Below are 16,061 nucleotides of genomic sequence, written 5' to 3'. Positions count from 1 at the left end.
GAGAAGGGTTGCCTCATGCCTGCCGTGTCTCCCCCGCCATGCGCGCCGCATGGCTACGCCTATGCCGAAATGGGGCCCGCCTCCCGCCTCGCCGAGACCCGGCTGGCCGAAGAATGCGCCCTGGCCATCGACTACAACGGCCTCAACCACGCCGTGATGATGGTCTCGCCCACCGATCTGGAAGATTTCATCCGCGGCTTCAGCCTGAGCAATGGCCTGGTGGAGTCCATCGAAGAAATCTATGACATCGCCCTCGACGGCGCCGGCGACGCGCGCCGGGCCGAGGTACAGGTCAGCGCCCGCGCGTTCTGGGCGCTCAAGCGCCAGCGCCGCCAGCTGTCCGGCACCAGCGGCTGCGGCCTGTGCGGGGTCGAGGCGCTGGAGCAGGCCCTGCCCGGCCTCGCGCCCCTGCCCGCGCGCGCGCTGCCGCCGGCCGCGCACCTCGACGACCTGCGCGCGCGCATCGCCGAGGCCCAGCAGCGCGCCCGCGGCACCGGCGCGCTGCACGCCGCCCTGTTCGTCGACGAACGCGGCGAACTGCGCCTGTGCCGCGAGGACATCGGCCGGCACAACGCCCTGGACAAGCTGATCGGCGCGCTCGCCGCCGAGCGGCTGCCGGCCCACGCCGGCTTCGCCGTGGTCACCAGCCGCTGCAGCCTGGAGCTGCTGCACAAGGCGGTGCGCGCCGGCTTCGCCACCCTGGTCAGCCTCTCCGCCCCCACCGCGCTCACCGTGGACTGGGCGCGGCGCCACCGGCTGAACCTGATCCACCTGCCCCACCACAGCGCGCCACGGGTCTACAGCCCGGCGCCGAGCTTCGAGGAGCACCGCCCATGAGCGCCGAGCCCCGCTACCAACCCTATACCGGCCCCGCCGCCGGCTGGGGCGCCCTGCGCGCCGTCACCCACTTCTGGCTGGACAGCAAGCAACCGATCAAGAACCTACGCGCCCTGCTTAGGACCAACCAGGACAAGGGCTTCGACTGCCCCGGCTGCGCCTGGGGCGACTCGCCCGACCACCACCTGGTGAAATTCTGCGAGAACGGCGCCAAGGCGGTGAACTGGGAAGCCACCCGGCGCGGCGTGGGCCGCGACTTCTTCGCCCGCTACAGCGTCGCCCAGCTGCGTGAGCAGAGCGACTACTGGCTGGAGCACCAGGGCCGGCTGATCGAGCCGCTGCGCTACGACGCCGCCAGCGACCGCTACGTGCCGATCGACTGGGACGCCGCCTTCGCCCTGATCGCCGACACCCTGCGCGGGCTGGAGAGTCCGCACCAGGCGGAGTTCTACACCTCCGGGCGGGCCAGCAACGAGGCCGCCTACCTGTACCAGCTGATGGTGCGCACCTTCGGCACCAACAACTTCCCCGACTGCTCGAACATGTGCCACGAGGCCAGCGGCGTGGCCCTCGGCGAAAGCGTGGGAGTCGGCAAGGGCACGGTGACCTTCGCCGACTTCGAGCACGCCGACGCCATCTTCGTGTTCGGCCAGAACCCCGGCACCAACCACCCGCGCATGCTCGAACCGCTGCGCGAGGCGGTGGCGCGCGGCGCCAGCGTGGTCTGCTTCAACCCGCTGAAGGAGCGCGGCCTGGAGCGCTTCCAGCATCCGCAGCACCCGCTGGAGATGCTCGGCAACGGCTCTAGGCCGACCAGCAGCGCCTACTTCCGCCCGCGCCTGGGCGGCGACATGGCCGCCGTGCGCGGCATGGCCAAGTACCTGCTGCAGTGGGAGCGCGAGCAACCGGGCACGGTGTTCGACCAGGCCTTCATCGACCAGCACACCGACGGCCTGGCCGCCTGGCTGGCAGCGGTGGACGCCACCGACTGGACACAGATCGAGGCGCAGTCCGGCCTGGCCCGTGGCGAGATCGAGCACGCCGCGCGCCTGTACCGCGACGCCGAGCGGGTCATCGCCTGCTGGGCGATGGGCATCACCCAGCACCGCCATTCGGTGGCGATCATCCAGGAAATCGCCAACCTGATGCTGCTGCGCGGCAACATCGGCAGGCCCGGCGCCGGCCTGTGCCCGGTGCGCGGCCACAGCAACGTGCAGGGCGACCGCACCATGGGCATCGACGAACGGCCGCCGGCCAGGCTGCTCGACGCCCTGCAGCACCGCTTCGGCATCGACGTGCCGCGCGAGCAGGGGCACAACACGGTGGAAGCCATCGCCGCCATGCTCGACGGCCGCAGCAAGGTGTTCATCGGCCTCGGCGGCAACTTCGCCCAGGCCACCCCGGACAGCCCGCGCACCCACGCCGCCCTGCGGCGCTGCGAGCTGACCGTGCAGATCAGCACCAAGCTCAACCGCAGCCACCTCACCCACGGCCGCCAGGCGCTGATCCTGCCGTGCCTGGGGCGCACCGACCTCGACCTGCGCGCCACCGGCCCGCAGGCGGTAACGGTGGAGGACTCGTTCAGCATGGTCCACGCCTCCCACGGGCAGCTCGCCCCGCTGTCGCGGGAGATGCGTTCGGAGCCGGCGATCATCGCCGGCATCGCCAACGCCCTGCTCGGCCCGCGCCCGGTGGACTGGCTGTACCTGGTCGAGGACTACGGACGCATCCGCGAGCTGATCGCCGACACCATCCCCGGTTTCGCCGACTTCAACGCCCGCCTCGCCCACCCCGGCGGCTTCTACCTGGGCAATGCCGCCGGCAGCCGGCGCTGGAACACCGCCACCGGCCGCGCCCGCTTCGTCGCCCACGCCCTGCCCGACGACCTGCTGCCGATCCAGGTGCGCAACCAGGCCGAGGCGCCGCACCTGGTGCTGCAGACCCTGCGTTCCCACGACCAGTACAACACCACCCTGTACGGTCTGGACGACCGCTACCGCGGCGTGTACGGCATGCGCGAAGTGCTGTTCGCCAACGAACAGGACATCCGCCGCCTCGGCTTCGCCCCGGGGCAGCAGGTGGACATGGTGTCGCTGTGGGACGACGGCATCGAGCGGCGGGTGCGCGGCTTCACCCTGATCGCCTACGACACCCCGCCCGGCCAGGCCGCCGCCTACTACCCGGAGACCAACCCGCTGGTGCCGCTGGAGAGCGTCGGCGAAGGCAGCCACACGCCCACCTCCAAGTTCATCGCCATCCGCCTGGAGCCGAGCACGGCCCAGGCGCGCATCGCCTGAGAACCCGTTCACGAAGGCCGGGGAAAGGAGGTCTCGGAGCAATGGATGAGCATTCCGGGACGGGCGCGCCCCGCTTCGTTTCCACGCCTCTCGAACGGCACGCGGCGGAACGTGAACGGGTTCCGCTGCCGTCGCGCTCTGTAACAGCCAGTTACGCCCGTTGAAAACGCGCGGCTTGAGCCAAGCGCCCGGCTCCGTGATACTGCACGCCGATTTACGCAGCGCCTGACCATTCATCCGGCGAATGCGCCCAATGGCCAATGGATTGCCTTACAGCGAAAAGACGGGGAGCCATCGTCGATGATGAAAAGAAGCGACTGGATCTGGACCCTCATCGGTCTGGCCGCAGTCGTATTTTCCTGCTATCTGCTCTACAAGGAGATTCGCACGATCTCCCTGGACGAATTGCAGGACAGCCTCCATGCCATCTCCCTGCACAACTGGCTGATGGCCGCCGGCGCCACCTTTGGCGCCTACGTCGCGCTGGCCTGGTACGACCGCATCGCCATCGCCCACCTGGGCAAGAAAATCTCCTGGTGGTTCATCACCCTCTGCTCGTTCACCACCTACGCCCTGGCCCACAACATAGGCGCCTCGGTGTTCTCGGGAGCGGTGGTGCGCTACCGCGCCTACACCAGCAAGGGGCTGCTGCCGTCCGAGATCGGCGTGCTGATCGTCTTCTGCTCCTTCACCTTCGCCCTCGGCGTGCTCCTGTCCGGCGGCGCCGTGCTGGTCTGCCAGCCCGACCTGATCAAGCGCGTGGCCGACGTCAGCCCCTGGCTGTCGGTGTGCATCGGCCTGCTCCTGCTGGGGCTGGTGGCGCTCTACGTGCTGGGCTCCTGGCGCCACTTCAAGCCGTGGACCCTGGGCAAGCTGCACGTCGAGTACCCGCGCCTGGGCATCGTCGGCCGCCAGCTGCTGGCCGGGCCGCTGGAGCTGGCCTGCGCCGCCGCGATCATCTACTTCGCCCTGCCGGCGGAATCCAACCCCGGCTACCTGGTGGTGCTGGGCGTGTTCCTCGCTTCCTTCTCCCTGGCGCTGCTGTCCCACGCACCGGGCGGGCTGGGCGTGCTGGAGGTGACCTTCCTGGCCGCCATGCCCGAGCTGCCCAAGGCCGACGTGCTGGCGGCGCTGATCGTGTTCCGCATGTTCTACTTGCTGCTGCCGTTCGCCCTGTCCCTGCTGGTGGTGCTCGGTTTCGAGTGGAACCAGTGGAGCGATAGGCGGCAAAGGCGTAGCTGACATGAGCGACGGCACGGCGGTGGGCATGCACAGCATCGAGCGGATCTATCCGCCCGACCTCGACCCCGCCAGCCCCAGCGACCAGGCCACCCTGCACATCCACCTCGAACGCTACGAGTTCGCCGCCCGCCACCTGGGCGGCGCCCGCGTGCTGGACATGGCCTGCGGCTGCGGCTACGGCACCGCCCTGCTGGCCGAGCGGCACCCGGACAAGCAGGTGACCGGCGTCGACATCGACCCGGAAGCCATCGCCTACGCCCAGCGCCACTACCAGCTGCCGAACCTGCGCTACGTGTGCGCCGACGCCGAGCGCTTCGACGAAGGCCAGGGCTTCGACAGCATCGTCAGCCTGGAGACCATCGAGCACCTGCCCGATCCGGTGCGCCTGGTGGCCAACTACGCGCGGCTGCTGACAGCGGGCGGCCGGGTGATCGCCTCGGTGCCGATCACCCCGACCCTGGACGGCAACCCGCACCACCTGCACGACTTCAGCCGTCGCTCGTTCCTCGCCCTGTTCCGCCGCCATCGCCTGCGCCCGAGCGAACAGGAGCTGGAGCAGATCCAGTGGTGGCAGTTCCGCGGCCTGTTCTCGCGCCGCCCGGACCACGCCAAGCGCCACCGCTCGGAAGGGGTCGGCAACGCGGTGCTCGGCTACTACCGACGCCACCCCACCTACCTGTTCTCCCGCCTCGCGGCGATGCTGCGCTACGGCTTCAGCAACCGCTACCTGACCTGCCTGTTCGTCGCCGAATAGGCCGAATCCACGTTCGGCCCCGTAGGGTGCGCCGCGCGCACCGATCCTCCGTGCAGGAGGTGCGCATGGCGCACCCTACAGATCAGCCTGCATCGGCGACGGCAACCGATAGATCCAGATGCGCCTGAGCACGCTGCCGAACTGCGCCGACAGCCGCCCGCTGTTGTAGACCTGGCCGTAGCGGGCGGCGATCTCGCGCACTCGCGGTGCCAGTTCGGCATAGCGCCGCGCCGGCAGGTCGGGGAACAGGTGGTGCTCGATCTGGTGGCTGAGGTTGCCGGTGAGGATGTGGAACAGCCTGCCGCCCTCCAGATTGCTGGAGCCGCGCAGCTGGCGCAGGTACCAGTGGCCGCGGCTCTCGCCTTCCACCGACTCCTTGGGGAACACCGCGGCGCGCTCGGTGAAGTGGCCGCAGAAGATCACCAGGAAGGTCCACAGGTTGCGCAGCAGGTTGGCCAGCAGGTTGCCGGCCAGCACCGCCAGGGCGTTGGCGCCGCAGACCAGGGCCAGCAGCGGGAAGAAGGCATAGTCCTTGACCCACTGGCGCAGCACCTTGGCGCCGAAGCGGCGGGCCAGCGGGCGCACCTCGTCACCGCTTATCTTGCCCTTGTACCACTTGTCCAGGCGCAGGTGCTGGATGCCGACCGCGTACTGAAACAGCATCGCCTGCAAGGTCACCCACAGCGGCTGCCAGCGATAGAACGGCCGCCAGCGCTGCTCGGGGAACAGCCGCACCACGCCGTAGCCGACGTCGTCGTCCATGCCCAGCACGTTGGTCCAGGTGTGGTGCACGTGGTTGTGGGTGTGCCGCCAGAAGTCGCCGGGGCCGACGATGTCCCACTCGTAGGCGCGGCCGGCCAGTTCGGGATCGTTCATCCAGTCGTACTGGCCGTGCATCACGTTGTGGCCCAGCTCCATGTTCTCGAGAATCTTGCCCAGCCCCAGCAGCAGGCTGCCGAGCAGCCAGGTGGGCGGGAACCAGCCCAGCATCAGCAACGCCCGCCCGCTCCAGCAGCAGAAGCGCACGGCGGTGCGCACCCGGCGGATGTAGCGGGCGTCGGCCTCGCCCAGGTCGGCCAGGGTCGTCCGGCGCAACTGGTCCAGTTCGGCGGCGAAGGTGTCCAGTTCGGCGGGGGTCAGTTCACGGTCCGTGCGCATCGCGGCACTCCTACAGATCGATTCGTACATCGCCCAGCGGGGCGCTGACACAGGGGCGGATCGGTTGCCCCGGCTCGGCGAACACCTCGCCGCTGCGCAGGTCGCGCACGGCGCCGCCGAGCAGCAGGCAGGTACAGCTGGCGCAGATGCCCTGGCGGCAGCCGTGGGCTGGACGCAGGCCGTGTTCCTCGGCCTGCTCCAGCAGGCTGCGGGCGCTGTCGCCGCTCGCCTCCAGGCGGCTGCGGAAGAAATCCAGGCGCACCGCCTGGCCGGGTTCGAGCACGCGGCGCAGCGGGCTGAAGGCCTCGCTCTGCAGCACACCGTCCCAGCCGTTGCGCACCGCCTCGACGAAGCCCGCCGGGCCGCAGGCGAGCAGATCGAAGCCGCTCATGCCGAGCAGGTGGCCGGGCTGGAAGCGCCCGCCCTGGGCATCGGCCGGCGCATCCGGGCCGGTCAGTAGCCAGCGCACCTGCAGGTTGGGATGGCGCCGCATCAGTTGCTGCAGCTCCCCTTGGTAGGCGCGCTGGCCGGCCTCGCGCACGTAGTGCAGCAGCGTCACCGGCGCCGCGTAGCCGCGCGCGAGCGCCTCGCGCATCAGGCCGAGCAGCGCCGTGATGCCGCTGCCCGCCGCCAGCAGGCCGACTCCGGCCGCCCGCTCCGGCCAATGCAGTTCGCCCGCGGCCTGGCCCAGCTCCACCACCGCGCCCACCGGCAGATGGTCGAGCACATGGTTGGAGAAGCGTCCGCCCGGTTGGCGGCGGATGCCCAGTTCGACGCAGCCGTCCGGGTCGACCCGGGTCAGGCTGTAGCTGCGCCCATGGCGCACGCCGTCCAGCTCCAGGTGCAGCTGGACGTGCTGACCGGGCCGCCAGCCGTGGGCGTTGCCATTGCAGCGCAGACGCAGCGCCAGCAGGTCGTCGCTGACCCACTCGCGCCCGATCACCCGGGCGAACACACGGTTCAGGCGCCAGGCCGGGTGCAGCCAGCCCAGCACGGCGTCCACCTCCGCCTCGCGCAGCCAGGCGCGCGCGGCCAGCAGTCGCAGGGGCTCCAGCCAGGGCGCGGAGCGACGGACGAGGGAAAGGGTCAGGACGGACATACGGCAATTCCAGTGAACAAGTGTTCACAAAAATACCAGAATCCTCATATCTCAGTAAACACTTGTTCACTCACTGTGATTCGCCGGCGACAAGATGCTAGAGTGCCCCGCTAAGCCGTCATCGTCCCTGAACGCCATGTCGCCACGCGCAGAACAGAAACAGCAGACCCGCCACGCCCTGATGGATGCCGCGCGCAGCCTGATGGATAGCGGCCGCGGCTTCGGCAGCCTGAGCCTGCGCGAAGTCAGCCGCACCGCCGGCATCGTGCCGACCGGCTTCTACCGGCACTTCCAGGACATGGACGAACTGGGCCTGGCGCTGGTCGCCGAGGTCGACGCCACCTTCCGCAGCACCCTGCGCGAGGTGCGCCGCAGCCAGTTCGAGATGGGCAGCATCATCGAGGCCAGCGCGCGCATCTTCCTCGACGCGGTGAGCGACAACCGCAGCCAGTTCCTGTTCCTGGCCCGCGAGCAGTACGGCGGCTCGCAGCCGGTGCGCCAGGCCATCGGCCACCTGCGCCAGCGGATCACCGACGACCTGGCCGCCGACCTCAAGCTGATGAACCGCACGCCGCACCTGGACGAGCCCGCGCTGGACATCGTTTCCGACCTGGTGGTGAAGACCGTGTTCGCCACCCTGCCCGAGCTGATCGACCCACCCGCCGAGGCGCTGCCCGCGCACCTCACGCCGGAAGCCAAGATGATCCAGCAGCTGCGCTTCATCTTCATCGGCGCCAAGCACTGGCGCGGTATCGGCCAGGGCGGCGACTGAGGACCGCCGCCGCGATGCGCCACCGAGACGGGGCGCACGGGCAGCTCCTTCCCGCCTTGCTAGACTGGCCCCGCCCTTCGCCGAAGTTTCCCGCATGCCCGCTCGCCTCGTCCCCCTGCTGCTCGTCCTGCTGACGCTGTCCCTGCCGGTGCGCGGCGAAACGGCGCAGCCGCTGGACGTGACCTGGAACATGAGCCCCTGGCCCGGCCTGATCAACGAGCGCGACAACCAGCCGGACGGCGGCATCATGGTCGAGCTGCTGCAGCAGATCGTCGAGCGCCTCCCGGAATACCGCCACCACTACCGCCTGAACAACCTCACCCGCGGCCTGGAACAGCTCAAGCGCGAGCCGCTGAGCTGCTTCCTGCCGACCTTCCGCACCCCCGAGCGCGACCGCCACGGCTACTACGTCGGCCTGTTCGTCGCCATGCCGCACCAGTTGGTGGTGCGCAGCGAGGACATGCAGCGCTTCGCCGCCGGCCGGGACGAGGTGTCGCTGCGCGAGCTGCTGCGCGACAAGCGCCTGCGCGGCGGGCTGGTCCGCGACCGCAGCTACGGGCCGGTGCTCGACCCGCTGCTGCAGGCCCCCGAGGCGCAGCCCCAGCTGCAGCGCATACGCCAGCAGCGCCGGCAGCAACCTCTACGGCATGCTCGAACGCGGGCGCATCGACTACCTGCTGGACTACGCCGAGGTGGTGCAGTACGTGCAGCGCCAGCAGGGCCTGGCGCGGGGCCTGAGCCTGCTGCCGCTGGCCGAGGTCGGCTCGCCCTACCTCAGCGGCATCTACTGCAGCCGCAACGCCGAGGGCGCCGAGCTGGTGCGCCGGATCGACGAGATCGCCCGCCGCCCCGAGGTCATCGCCCTGTTCATCGAGGCGCAGCAGATATACATCCCGCCGCGCACCCTGGCCCACTACCAGCCCTGGCTGGAGAGCTTCTTCGCCGAGCGCCCGCACAAGGACCTGACCTCGCTGCCACGCTGAGAGTCTTTTTTGCCTTGCATAGCGCCAGCTCGCGCGATGTTGAACGGACGCCGAGGCCAGCGGCCCGGCTATTTGCCTGATCGAAACAATCAACGGGAAGCCCCGCCGCCCCGAGCGTAGTCTGGCCGCCAGACCATCCCGGAGAACCCGCCATGTCCACCCCGCATTTCCTGCACGCCCTGCTGGCCGCGTATGCCGCCGGCGCCAGCGGTACCTGCCCGGAACAACTCGCCTGACCGATTGGACAGGGTTACCCTGTGCGCCCCTCACGACCACGGGAGCCCCCTGCATGAACCTGAAGTCCGTCTGCGTGTTCTGTGGCGCCAGCCCCGGCGCCCGCCCGATCTACCGCGAAGCCGCCGAGAACCTCGGCCGCAGCCTGGCCGAGCGCGGCCTGACCCTGGTCTACGGCGGCGGCGCGGTCGGCCTGATGGGCGTGGTCGCCGACGCCGCCCTGGCCGCGGGCGGCGAGGTGATCGGCATCATCCCGCAGAGCCTGGAACGCGCCGAGATCGGCCACAAGGGGCTGACCCGCCTGGAAGTGGTCGACGGCATGCACGCGCGCAAGGCGCGCATGGCCGAGCTGGCCGACGCCTTCATCTCCCTGCCCGGCGGCCTGGGCACCCTGGAAGAACTGTTCGAGGTCTGGACCTGGGGCCAGCTCGGCTACCACGCCAAGCCGCTCGGCCTGCTCGAAGTGGACGGCTTCTACTCGCGCCTGACCGAGTTCCTCGACCACCTGGTGGCCCAGCGCTTCGTCCGCGAACAGCACCGCGCCATCCTCCAGGTCAGCGAGTCGCCGGGCGAACTGCTCGACCTGATGGACGCCTGGCAGCCGACCGCCGCGCCGAAGTGGGTGGACCGCACATAAGCCGGAGCGGCGCGGTGACAATGGCACGGCGCCGTGCTACACAAGGCGCCCACCCGCCAAGGATGCCCCGCCCATGCCCCTGCTCGCTGTGTTGCTCATCGCCTGCCAGGTCGCCTGCGGTCTGCACGTGGTCCGCAGCGGCCAGGAGCGCTACTGGCTGTACCTGATCATCGCCCTGCCGGGCCTCGGCTGCCTCATCTACTTCCTCGGCATCATGGCCCCGGACCTGCTGCGCAGCCGGCGTGGGCGCCGCACCCTCAACCAGCTGCACGACCGCCTCGACCCCGAGCGCCACCTGCGCGCCCTGTTCGATGCGCTGGAGCAGAGCGACACCCGCGAGACGCGGGTGCAGCTGGCCGACGAGCTGCTGCGCCTGGAGCGGGCCGCGGAAGCCGCCGAGCACTACCGCGCGGCCCTGCGCGGCGTCCACAGCCACGCGCCGGACATCATGCTCGGCCTCGCCCGGGCGCAGTTCGCCCAGCACGACGCCGCCGGCTGCCGCGACACCCTGGACCAACTGATCCAGCACAATCCGCAATACCGCTCCAGCGATGGCCACCTGCTCTACGCCAGGGCCCTGACCGCACTCGGCGAACTGGCCAGGGCCGAAGAAGAATTCCACGCCCTGCTCGGCCACTTCGCCGGCCCCGAGGCCCGCTACCACTACGCCCTGCTGCTGCGCCGGGCCGGCCGCGACGCCGAGGCCCGCGGCCAGCTGGAGCAGATCGAGCAGTATGCGCGGCGCGCGCCGAGGCACTATCGCAACCTGCACCAGGCCTGCCTGGCCGAGGTGCGCCAGGAGCTGAAGGCGCTGGACGCCCCGCAGCAGCAGAACGCCTAGCGGCCCGAACCGCCGCCGAAAACACCTCAAGACACGCATAACGATGCGACCAACGCGCGGCGCCGAGGTCTATGCTTGCGCTATCGATCTTCTTGCAGGTGTCCACGTGCTCCCACTGCTGGTCTGCGACGACTCCACCATGGCGCGCAAGCAACTGATCCGCGCCCTGCCCCCCGAGTGGCCGGTGTCCATCACCCAGGCCAGCCAGGGCGAGGAAGCCATGGCCGCGATCCGCCAGGGCCTGGGCCAGGTGGTGCTGCTGGACCTGACCATGCCGGTGATGGACGGCTACCAGGTACTGGCCAAGGTCCGCGAGGAAGGCCACGCCTGCCGCATCGTGGTGGTCTCCGGCGACATCCAGGAGGAAGCCCAGCGGCGGGTCGCCGAACTCGGCGCCCTGGGCTTCATCCGCAAGCCGGCACCGGCCGACGAGCTGCGCGAGACCCTGCGCAGCCTCGGCCTGTTCCAGCCGCCGGCCACCGAGGAGCCGCCTCCGGCACGCCGAGAACTGGCCTTCAAGGTCGGCTTCCGCGACGCCCTGCGCGAGGTCAGCAACGTCGCCATGGGCCGCGCCGCCGCGCTGCTGGCCGAGGAGCTGGGAGTGTTCGTGCGCCTGCCGATCCCGGCGGTCAACCTGTTCGAGGTCAGCGAGCTGCACATGGCCCTGGAAGACGCCCGCCGCGGCGAGCACCTCAGCGCCGTGTGCCAGGGCTTCATCGGCGAGGCCATCGCCGGCGAGGCGCTGCTGCTGTTCCACGATTCGGAGGTGGCCGACATCGCCCGCCTGCTCGGCTGGCAGCCGGACAACGAAAACGACACCTCGGAGATGCTGCTGGACCTGGCCAGCATCCTGATCGGCGCCTGCCTGTCAGGCATCGCCGAGCAGCTGGACATCCGTTTCTCCCAGGGCCATCCGCAGCTGCTCGGCCAGCACGCCCGGGTCGGCGAGCTGATCCAGCTCAACCGCGAGCGCTGGCGCCAGACCCTGGCGGTGGAAATCAGCTACGGCCTGGAGAACCACGCCGTGCACTTCGATCTGCTGTTGCTGTTCACCGAGGACTCGGTGCCACGGCTGACCGGCAAGATCCAGCACCTGATGGAGTGAGCCGATGGGCGAACGCGCACAGATCGACCTGCAGGAACTGCACTGGCTGCTCGACATCGTCCAGTGCCTGGACGTGGGCGTGCTGGTGCTGGACCGCGAGTACCGGGTCGAGGTGTGGAACAGCTTCATGGAGAACCACTCGGGCCTGGGCGCCGACCAGGCCCAGGGCCGGGTGCTGTTCGAGCTGTTCCCGGAGATCGACCGGCCCTGGCTGGAGCGCAAGGTCGGCACCGTGCTGCGCCTGGGCACCCGCGCCTTCAGCCTGTGGCAGCAGCGGCCCTACCTGATGCGTTTCAAGAGCTACCGGCCGATCACCGGCCAGGCCGACTTCATGTACCAGAACCTGACCATCCTGCCGCTGGCCGCCGCCCAGGGCCGCATCGAGCACCTGTGCCTGGTGATCTACGACATGACCGACGCGGCGGTCGGCCAGCTGCGCCAGGATTGAGCGCGGGGCCTACTTCTTCTTCGGCCGCGGCTTCTCGCCGAACTTGGGCACCGCGCGCACGGCCTTGGCCTTCGGCTTGTCGTCATCGGCCTCGAACCAGTTGCCCATGTGGATCTTGCCCTTGCCGGCACCGGGGATCACCTTGACCTTGGGCTTCTTCGGCTTCTTCAGTACCGCACCGCCGGGGGCGGTCTGCGGTACGCGGTGATCCGGCTCGAAGCCCGGCTCGTCCTCGCGGCGGATGATCTGGCCGATCAGTGTCTCGATGGCCGCCAGCAGCTCGACTTCATCGGCGCAGACCAGCGATACCGCCTCGCCGGTAGCACCGGCGCGGCCGGTACGGCCGATGCGGTGCACGTAGTCCTCGGCGACGATCGGCAGGTCGAGGTTGACCACCCGCGGCAGCTCGCTGATATCCAGGCCACGCGCGGCCACGTCGGTAGCGGCCAGCACGCGGACTTCACCAGCCTTGAAGCGCTGCAGGGCGCGCAGGCGCGACGGTTGCGGCTTGTCGCCATGGATCGAGTCGGCGGCGATGCCCTCAGACAGCAGCAGTTGCTCCAGCTCGTCGACACCCTTGCGGGTCTTGGCGAACACCAGCAGCTGGTCCCAGCCACGCTCGCGATACAGGTGCAGCAGCAGCTCGCTCTTGCGCTTCTTGTCCACCGTCACCAGCCACTGCTTGACGCTCTTGGCCGCCGCGTTGCGCGGGCTGACCTCGATGGACAGCGGGTCGCGCAGCAGCTCCTTGGCCATCAGGCGGATGGCGTCGGAGAAGGTGGCGGAGAACAGCAGGGTCTGGCGCTTGCGCGGCAGTGCGGAAAACAGCTCGTCCAGCTCCTTGGCGAAACCGAGGTCGAGCATGCGGTCGGCCTCGTCCAGCACCAGCGCCTGCAGCTGATCGAAGCGCACCGCGTTCTGCCGGTACAGGTCGAGCAAGCGACCGGGGGTGGCCACCAGCAGGTCGATGCCCTTGCGCAGCTTCATCATCTGCGGGTTGATGCTGACCCCGCCATACACCGTGTAGGTGCGCAGCGGCAGGTTCTGCGCGTACTGCTGCACCGCCTGCGCCACCTGCTCGGCCAGTTCGCGGGTCGGCACCAGCACCAGCGCGCGCACCGAGTTGGCCGCCACTTGCGAACCTTCCATGGTCAGTTTCTGCAGCAGCGGCAGGGCGAAGCCGGCGGTCTTGCCGGTGCCGGTCTGCGCCGCGGCGAGCACGTCGCGCCCCTTGAGTACGGCGGGAATGGCCTGCTTCTGCACCGGCGTGGGCTCGCGGTAGTCGAGCGCCTCCAGGGTACGCAGCAGGGGTTCGATCAGGCCGAGGGGTTCGAAGGACATGGAGGAGCAACCAGAAACGGAAAGACGCCAGTTTAACCGTTCGACCGGTCGTGCTCGACCACCACGCGCAATCCGTCATCACCGGCTTGCGCGCGCAGGCGAATCGCCGCCGGGTCCTGCAGCACGCAGTCGGCGATGGCCGGCTCCAGCTCGGTACGTACCCGCCGCGCCAGGGCGCGGGCGCCGTAGCGCGCGTCGTGGGCGCGGCATAGCCATTCGACCGCGCCCTCCTCCAGCCACAGCGAGCGGCCCTGGCGACCCAGGCGCTGGTTGAGCTTCGTCAGCTCGATCTCCAGCAGTGCTTCCAGCCAGTCGTCGTCGAGGGGCTGGAAGTCGAGGATGCGGTCGATGCGGTTGAGGAATTCCGGGTCGAAGCTGCGCGTGAGCGCCCGCTCGCGCTCGCCGGCCTCGTCGGCGCGCAGGCCCAGCCAGCTGCGCCAGCCACGGGCGAAGCGCTCGCGCAGGCGCTGCACCGGCTGGGCGCCGACGTTGCTGGTCATGAAGATCAGGCTGTTGCGGAAATCCAGGGTACGGCTGCCGGCGGCCAGGGTTAGGCGGCCGTTCTCCAGCACGCCGAGCAGGCTGCGCAGCACCTCGGGACTGGCCTTCTCCAGTTCGTCGAACAGCACGATGCCGGGCCGGCCGAATGTGCCGGCGATGGCCTCGGCGTCGAACAGGGTGGTGCCCTCCTTGCTGCCGACATAGCCCGGCGGCGCGCCGGTCAGCGCGGCGGCGTAGTGTTCCTGGGCCAGGGTATGCATGTCGATGCGGCAGAAGGCGTCGGCACGGCCGTGGATGGCCTGCGCCAGCAGGCGCACCACCTCGGTCTTGCCGACGCCGGTCGGGCCCATGAACAGGTTGACCGACAGCGGCCGCTCACGCTCGCCGATATCGGCCTTAACCACCTTGAGCAGCGCCTCGACCTGCTCCAGCACCGCGTCCTGGCCGACGATACGCTCGCGCAGCAGGGCCATGACCTTGCCCGGCTCGAACAGGAAGCGTGACTGCAATCGGGCAGCCGGCACTTCGTCCAGCTGCTGGCGGTTGTGTTCGATCAGGTCGTTGACGAAAGGCATGGGACAGTCACCGGTAGGGTGCCGCGGGGCCGCCTAGGCCATGCGCACCGCAAGCTCTCATGGTGCGCACAGCCTAGGCGGCCCCGCGACACCCTACGCGAAACGCTCCTTGCCCGGATGGGGTAGTTCGCCCACCGGGCAATCGGCCACGCCGATGGTCGAGCGGGTCAGTTTCTCCACATCCTCCTGGGCCTTCTGCGCGTCCAGCACCCAGGTGCGGTAGAACTCGAACGGGCAGTCGGCCACGCCCTTGTCGCCGTCGCCGGAGTTGTACACGCCGGTGTAGCCGCGATGGAGCAGCTTGAACAGATGGTTCTGCGACTGGTCGTTGGCCCGCGCGTCGCGAATCTGCGAGACCGACAGCTGGGCGTATTGGATGCCCATCTCCTCCTCGCCGCATTCGCCGAGGGTGCGGCCGTCGAAGCCGATCAGCGCGGAGTGGCCGAAGTAGCTGTACACGCCGTCGAAGCCGGCGGCGTTGGCCACCGCCACGTAGCAGTTGTTGGCCCAGGCCATGGTCTTGGCCATCAGCACCTGCTGGTCCTTGGCCGGGTACATGTAGCCCTGGCAGCGCACGATCAGCTCGGCGCCCTTCATCGCGCAGTCGCGCCAGATTTCCGGGTAGTTGCCGTCATCGCAGATGATCAGGCTGATCTTCATGCCCTTGGGGCCTTCGGAGACATAGGTGCGATCACCCGGATACCAGCCCTCGATCGGGCACCAGGGGATGCACTTGCGGTACTTCTGCACGATCTCGCCCTGGTCGTTGATCAGGATGAGGGTGTTGTACGGCGCCTTGTGCGGGTGTTCCTCGTGGCGCTCGCCGGTGAGCGAGAAGATGCCCCAGGTCTTCGCCTCGCGGCAGGCGGCGGAGAAGATCGCGGTCTCCTCGCCGGGCACCGTGGCGGCGGTGGCCATCATCTCGTCCTTGTCGTACATGATGCCCATGGTGCTGTACTCGGGGAACACCACCAGGTCCATGCCCGGCAGACCGAGCTTCATGCCCTTGATCATCTCGGCGATCTTGCGCGCGTTGTCGAGCACTTCGGCCTTGCTGTGCAGGCGCGGCATCTTGTAGTTGACGACGGCGACGCCGACGGTATCGGGACTGCTGGAAATATCGCCGTGGCGCATAAATGACTCCTCGCTTCGTAGGGTGGAAAAGCGCGAAGCGTCTTCCACCGGGGATCAGGTTGTGCCGGGCAATGCCGCAGCGCTGTGCCTCTGGGTTCCCGCC

At 69.3% G+C, this 16,061-nt stretch carries 16 protein-coding genes; 10 read left to right on the top strand and 6 right to left on the bottom strand.

Going from position 1 to position 16,061, the window contains the following annotated elements; genetic code table 11:
* The first annotated feature begins 69 nt into the window (after nt 1-69).
* From fdhD to N7640_RS19425, 4 genes are all read left to right on the top strand, one after another.
* Nucleotides 70-837 carry a formate dehydrogenase accessory sulfurtransferase FdhD gene (fdhD, locus tag N7640_RS19440; RefSeq protein WP_279905340.1) on the top strand — a complete coding sequence of 256 codons (768 nt, stop codon included), beginning with the start codon at nt 70-72 and terminating at the stop codon, nt 835-837.
* Entirely contained in the window at nt 834-3,134 is a 2,301-nt protein-coding gene (locus tag N7640_RS19435; protein WP_279905326.1) for an FdhF/YdeP family oxidoreductase, read from the top strand. The genes fdhD and N7640_RS19435 overlap by 4 nt, the downstream gene beginning before the upstream one ends.
* A 300-nt stretch (nt 3,135-3,434) precedes the next feature.
* Nucleotides 3,435-4,376 (top strand): YbhN family protein, encoded by a 942-nt coding sequence (locus N7640_RS19430; protein ID WP_220811651.1) that lies wholly within the window; start codon nt 3,435-3,437, stop codon nt 4,374-4,376.
* Between the two features lies 1 nt (nt 4,377).
* A complete protein-coding gene (locus N7640_RS19425; protein WP_279905327.1) occupies nt 4,378-5,130 on the top strand; it encodes a class I SAM-dependent methyltransferase in 753 nt (250 codons plus the stop codon).
* 75 nt (nt 5,131-5,205) lie between these two features.
* On the opposite strand, the gene N7640_RS19420 is transcribed toward N7640_RS19425, so the two are convergent.
* A complete protein-coding gene (locus N7640_RS19420; protein ID WP_279905328.1) occupies nt 5,206-6,318 on the bottom strand; it encodes a fatty acid desaturase in 1,113 nt (370 codons plus the stop codon).
* Entirely contained in the window at nt 6,299-7,387 is a 1,089-nt protein-coding gene (locus N7640_RS19415; protein WP_279905329.1) for an iron-sulfur cluster-binding domain-containing protein, read from the bottom strand. The genes N7640_RS19420 and N7640_RS19415 overlap by 20 nt, the downstream gene beginning before the upstream one ends.
* A gap of 136 nt (nt 7,388-7,523) precedes the next feature.
* Here N7640_RS19415 and fabR point away from each other — a divergent pair, with 136 nt between their 5' ends.
* Nucleotides 7,524-8,159, top strand: coding sequence for an HTH-type transcriptional repressor FabR (gene fabR, locus N7640_RS19410; protein WP_279905330.1), 636 nt, complete (start codon nt 7,524-7,526; stop codon nt 8,157-8,159).
* On the opposite strand, the gene N7640_RS19405 is transcribed toward fabR, so the two are convergent.
* The gene (locus tag N7640_RS19405; protein WP_279905332.1) at nt 8,113-8,796 is read right to left on the bottom strand and encodes a hypothetical protein; all 684 of its coding nucleotides are present in this window, start codon (nt 8,794-8,796) and stop codon (nt 8,113-8,115) included. The genes fabR and N7640_RS19405 overlap by 47 nt on opposite strands.
* Before the next feature lie 10 nt (nt 8,797-8,806).
* Between N7640_RS19405 and N7640_RS19400 the strand changes: the two genes are divergently transcribed.
* The 5 genes from N7640_RS19400 to N7640_RS19380 all read left to right on the top strand — a co-directional run bounded on the left by N7640_RS19400 (nt 8,807) and on the right by N7640_RS19380 (nt 12,407).
* Nucleotides 8,807-9,142: a hypothetical protein gene (locus N7640_RS19400; RefSeq protein WP_279905333.1), complete on the top strand. Its 336-nt coding sequence runs from the start codon at nt 8,807-8,809 to the stop codon at nt 9,140-9,142.
* 289 nt (nt 9,143-9,431) lie between these two features.
* On the top strand, nt 9,432-10,013 hold the full coding sequence (locus tag N7640_RS19395; RefSeq protein WP_279905334.1) for a TIGR00730 family Rossman fold protein: 582 nt from the start codon (nt 9,432-9,434) through the stop codon (nt 10,011-10,013).
* Nucleotides 10,014-10,086: 73 nt separating this feature from the next.
* The gene (locus N7640_RS19390) at nt 10,087-10,854 is read left to right on the top strand and encodes a tetratricopeptide repeat protein (RefSeq protein WP_279905335.1); all 768 of its coding nucleotides are present in this window, start codon (nt 10,087-10,089) and stop codon (nt 10,852-10,854) included.
* A 43-nt stretch (nt 10,855-10,897) separates the two neighbouring features.
* Nucleotides 10,898-11,959, top strand: a complete 1,062-nt coding sequence (locus N7640_RS19385) for a response regulator (RefSeq protein ID WP_279905336.1) — start codon at nt 10,898-10,900, stop codon at nt 11,957-11,959.
* 4 nt (nt 11,960-11,963) lie between these two features.
* Nucleotides 11,964-12,407 (top strand): PAS domain-containing protein, encoded by a 444-nt coding sequence (locus tag N7640_RS19380; protein WP_220811636.1) that lies wholly within the window; start codon nt 11,964-11,966, stop codon nt 12,405-12,407.
* A gap of 9 nt (nt 12,408-12,416) precedes the next feature.
* On the opposite strand, the gene N7640_RS19375 is transcribed toward N7640_RS19380, so the two are convergent.
* The 3 genes from N7640_RS19375 to N7640_RS19365 form a co-directional block, all read right to left on the bottom strand.
* Nucleotides 12,417-13,748 carry a DEAD/DEAH box helicase gene (locus N7640_RS19375; RefSeq protein WP_279905337.1) on the bottom strand — a complete coding sequence of 444 codons (1,332 nt, stop codon included), beginning with the start codon at nt 13,746-13,748 and terminating at the stop codon, nt 12,417-12,419.
* Nucleotides 13,749-13,780: 32 nt separating this feature from the next.
* On the bottom strand, nt 13,781-14,824 hold the full coding sequence (locus N7640_RS19370; RefSeq protein WP_279905338.1) for an AAA family ATPase: 1,044 nt from the start codon (nt 14,822-14,824) through the stop codon (nt 13,781-13,783).
* A 93-nt stretch (nt 14,825-14,917) separates the two neighbouring features.
* Nucleotides 14,918-15,958: an aliphatic amidase gene (locus N7640_RS19365; protein WP_279905339.1), complete on the bottom strand. Its 1,041-nt coding sequence runs from the start codon at nt 15,956-15,958 to the stop codon at nt 14,918-14,920.
* Between the last annotated feature and the right edge of the window lie 103 nt (nt 15,959-16,061).

Source organism: Pseudomonas sp. GD04015, assembly GCF_029837675.1.
Taxonomy (GTDB): domain Bacteria; phylum Pseudomonadota; class Gammaproteobacteria; order Pseudomonadales; family Pseudomonadaceae; genus Aquipseudomonas; species Aquipseudomonas paralcaligenes.
Note: the sequence above shows the minus strand (reverse complement) of the source record. Positions and strands in the feature narration are given on the sequence as shown.

Bases quoted from the DNA above. Each gene is read 5' to 3' on its own strand.
- N7640_RS19375 (WP_279905337.1), bottom strand. From the start codon at position 13,748: ATGTCCTTCGAACCCCTCGGCCTGATCGAACCCCTGCTGCGTACCCTG.
- N7640_RS19420 (WP_279905328.1), bottom strand. From the start codon at position 6,318: ATGTACGAATCGATCTGTAGGAGTGCCGCGATGCGCACGGACCGTGAA.
- fdhD (WP_279905340.1), top strand. From the start codon at position 70: ATGGGGCCCGCCTCCCGCCTCGCCGAGACCCGGCTGGCCGAAGAATGC.
- N7640_RS19435 (WP_279905326.1), top strand. From the start codon at position 834: ATGAGCGCCGAGCCCCGCTACCAACCCTATACCGGCCCCGCCGCCGGC.
- N7640_RS19380 (WP_220811636.1), top strand. From the start codon at position 11,964: ATGGGCGAACGCGCACAGATCGACCTGCAGGAACTGCACTGGCTGCTC.
- fabR (WP_279905330.1), top strand. From the start codon at position 7,524: ATGTCGCCACGCGCAGAACAGAAACAGCAGACCCGCCACGCCCTGATG.
- N7640_RS19365 (WP_279905339.1), bottom strand. From the start codon at position 15,958: ATGCGCCACGGCGATATTTCCAGCAGTCCCGATACCGTCGGCGTCGCC.
- N7640_RS19390 (WP_279905335.1), top strand. From the start codon at position 10,087: ATGCCCCTGCTCGCTGTGTTGCTCATCGCCTGCCAGGTCGCCTGCGGT.
- N7640_RS19395 (WP_279905334.1), top strand. From the start codon at position 9,432: ATGAACCTGAAGTCCGTCTGCGTGTTCTGTGGCGCCAGCCCCGGCGCC.
- N7640_RS19430 (WP_220811651.1), top strand. From the start codon at position 3,435: ATGATGAAAAGAAGCGACTGGATCTGGACCCTCATCGGTCTGGCCGCA.
- N7640_RS19400 (WP_279905333.1), top strand. From the start codon at position 8,807: ATGCTCGAACGCGGGCGCATCGACTACCTGCTGGACTACGCCGAGGTG.
- N7640_RS19385 (WP_279905336.1), top strand. From the start codon at position 10,898: ATGCGACCAACGCGCGGCGCCGAGGTCTATGCTTGCGCTATCGATCTT.
- N7640_RS19415 (WP_279905329.1), bottom strand. From the start codon at position 7,387: ATGTCCGTCCTGACCCTTTCCCTCGTCCGTCGCTCCGCGCCCTGGCTG.
- N7640_RS19425 (WP_279905327.1), top strand. From the start codon at position 4,378: ATGAGCGACGGCACGGCGGTGGGCATGCACAGCATCGAGCGGATCTAT.
- N7640_RS19370 (WP_279905338.1), bottom strand. From the start codon at position 14,824: ATGCCTTTCGTCAACGACCTGATCGAACACAACCGCCAGCAGCTGGAC.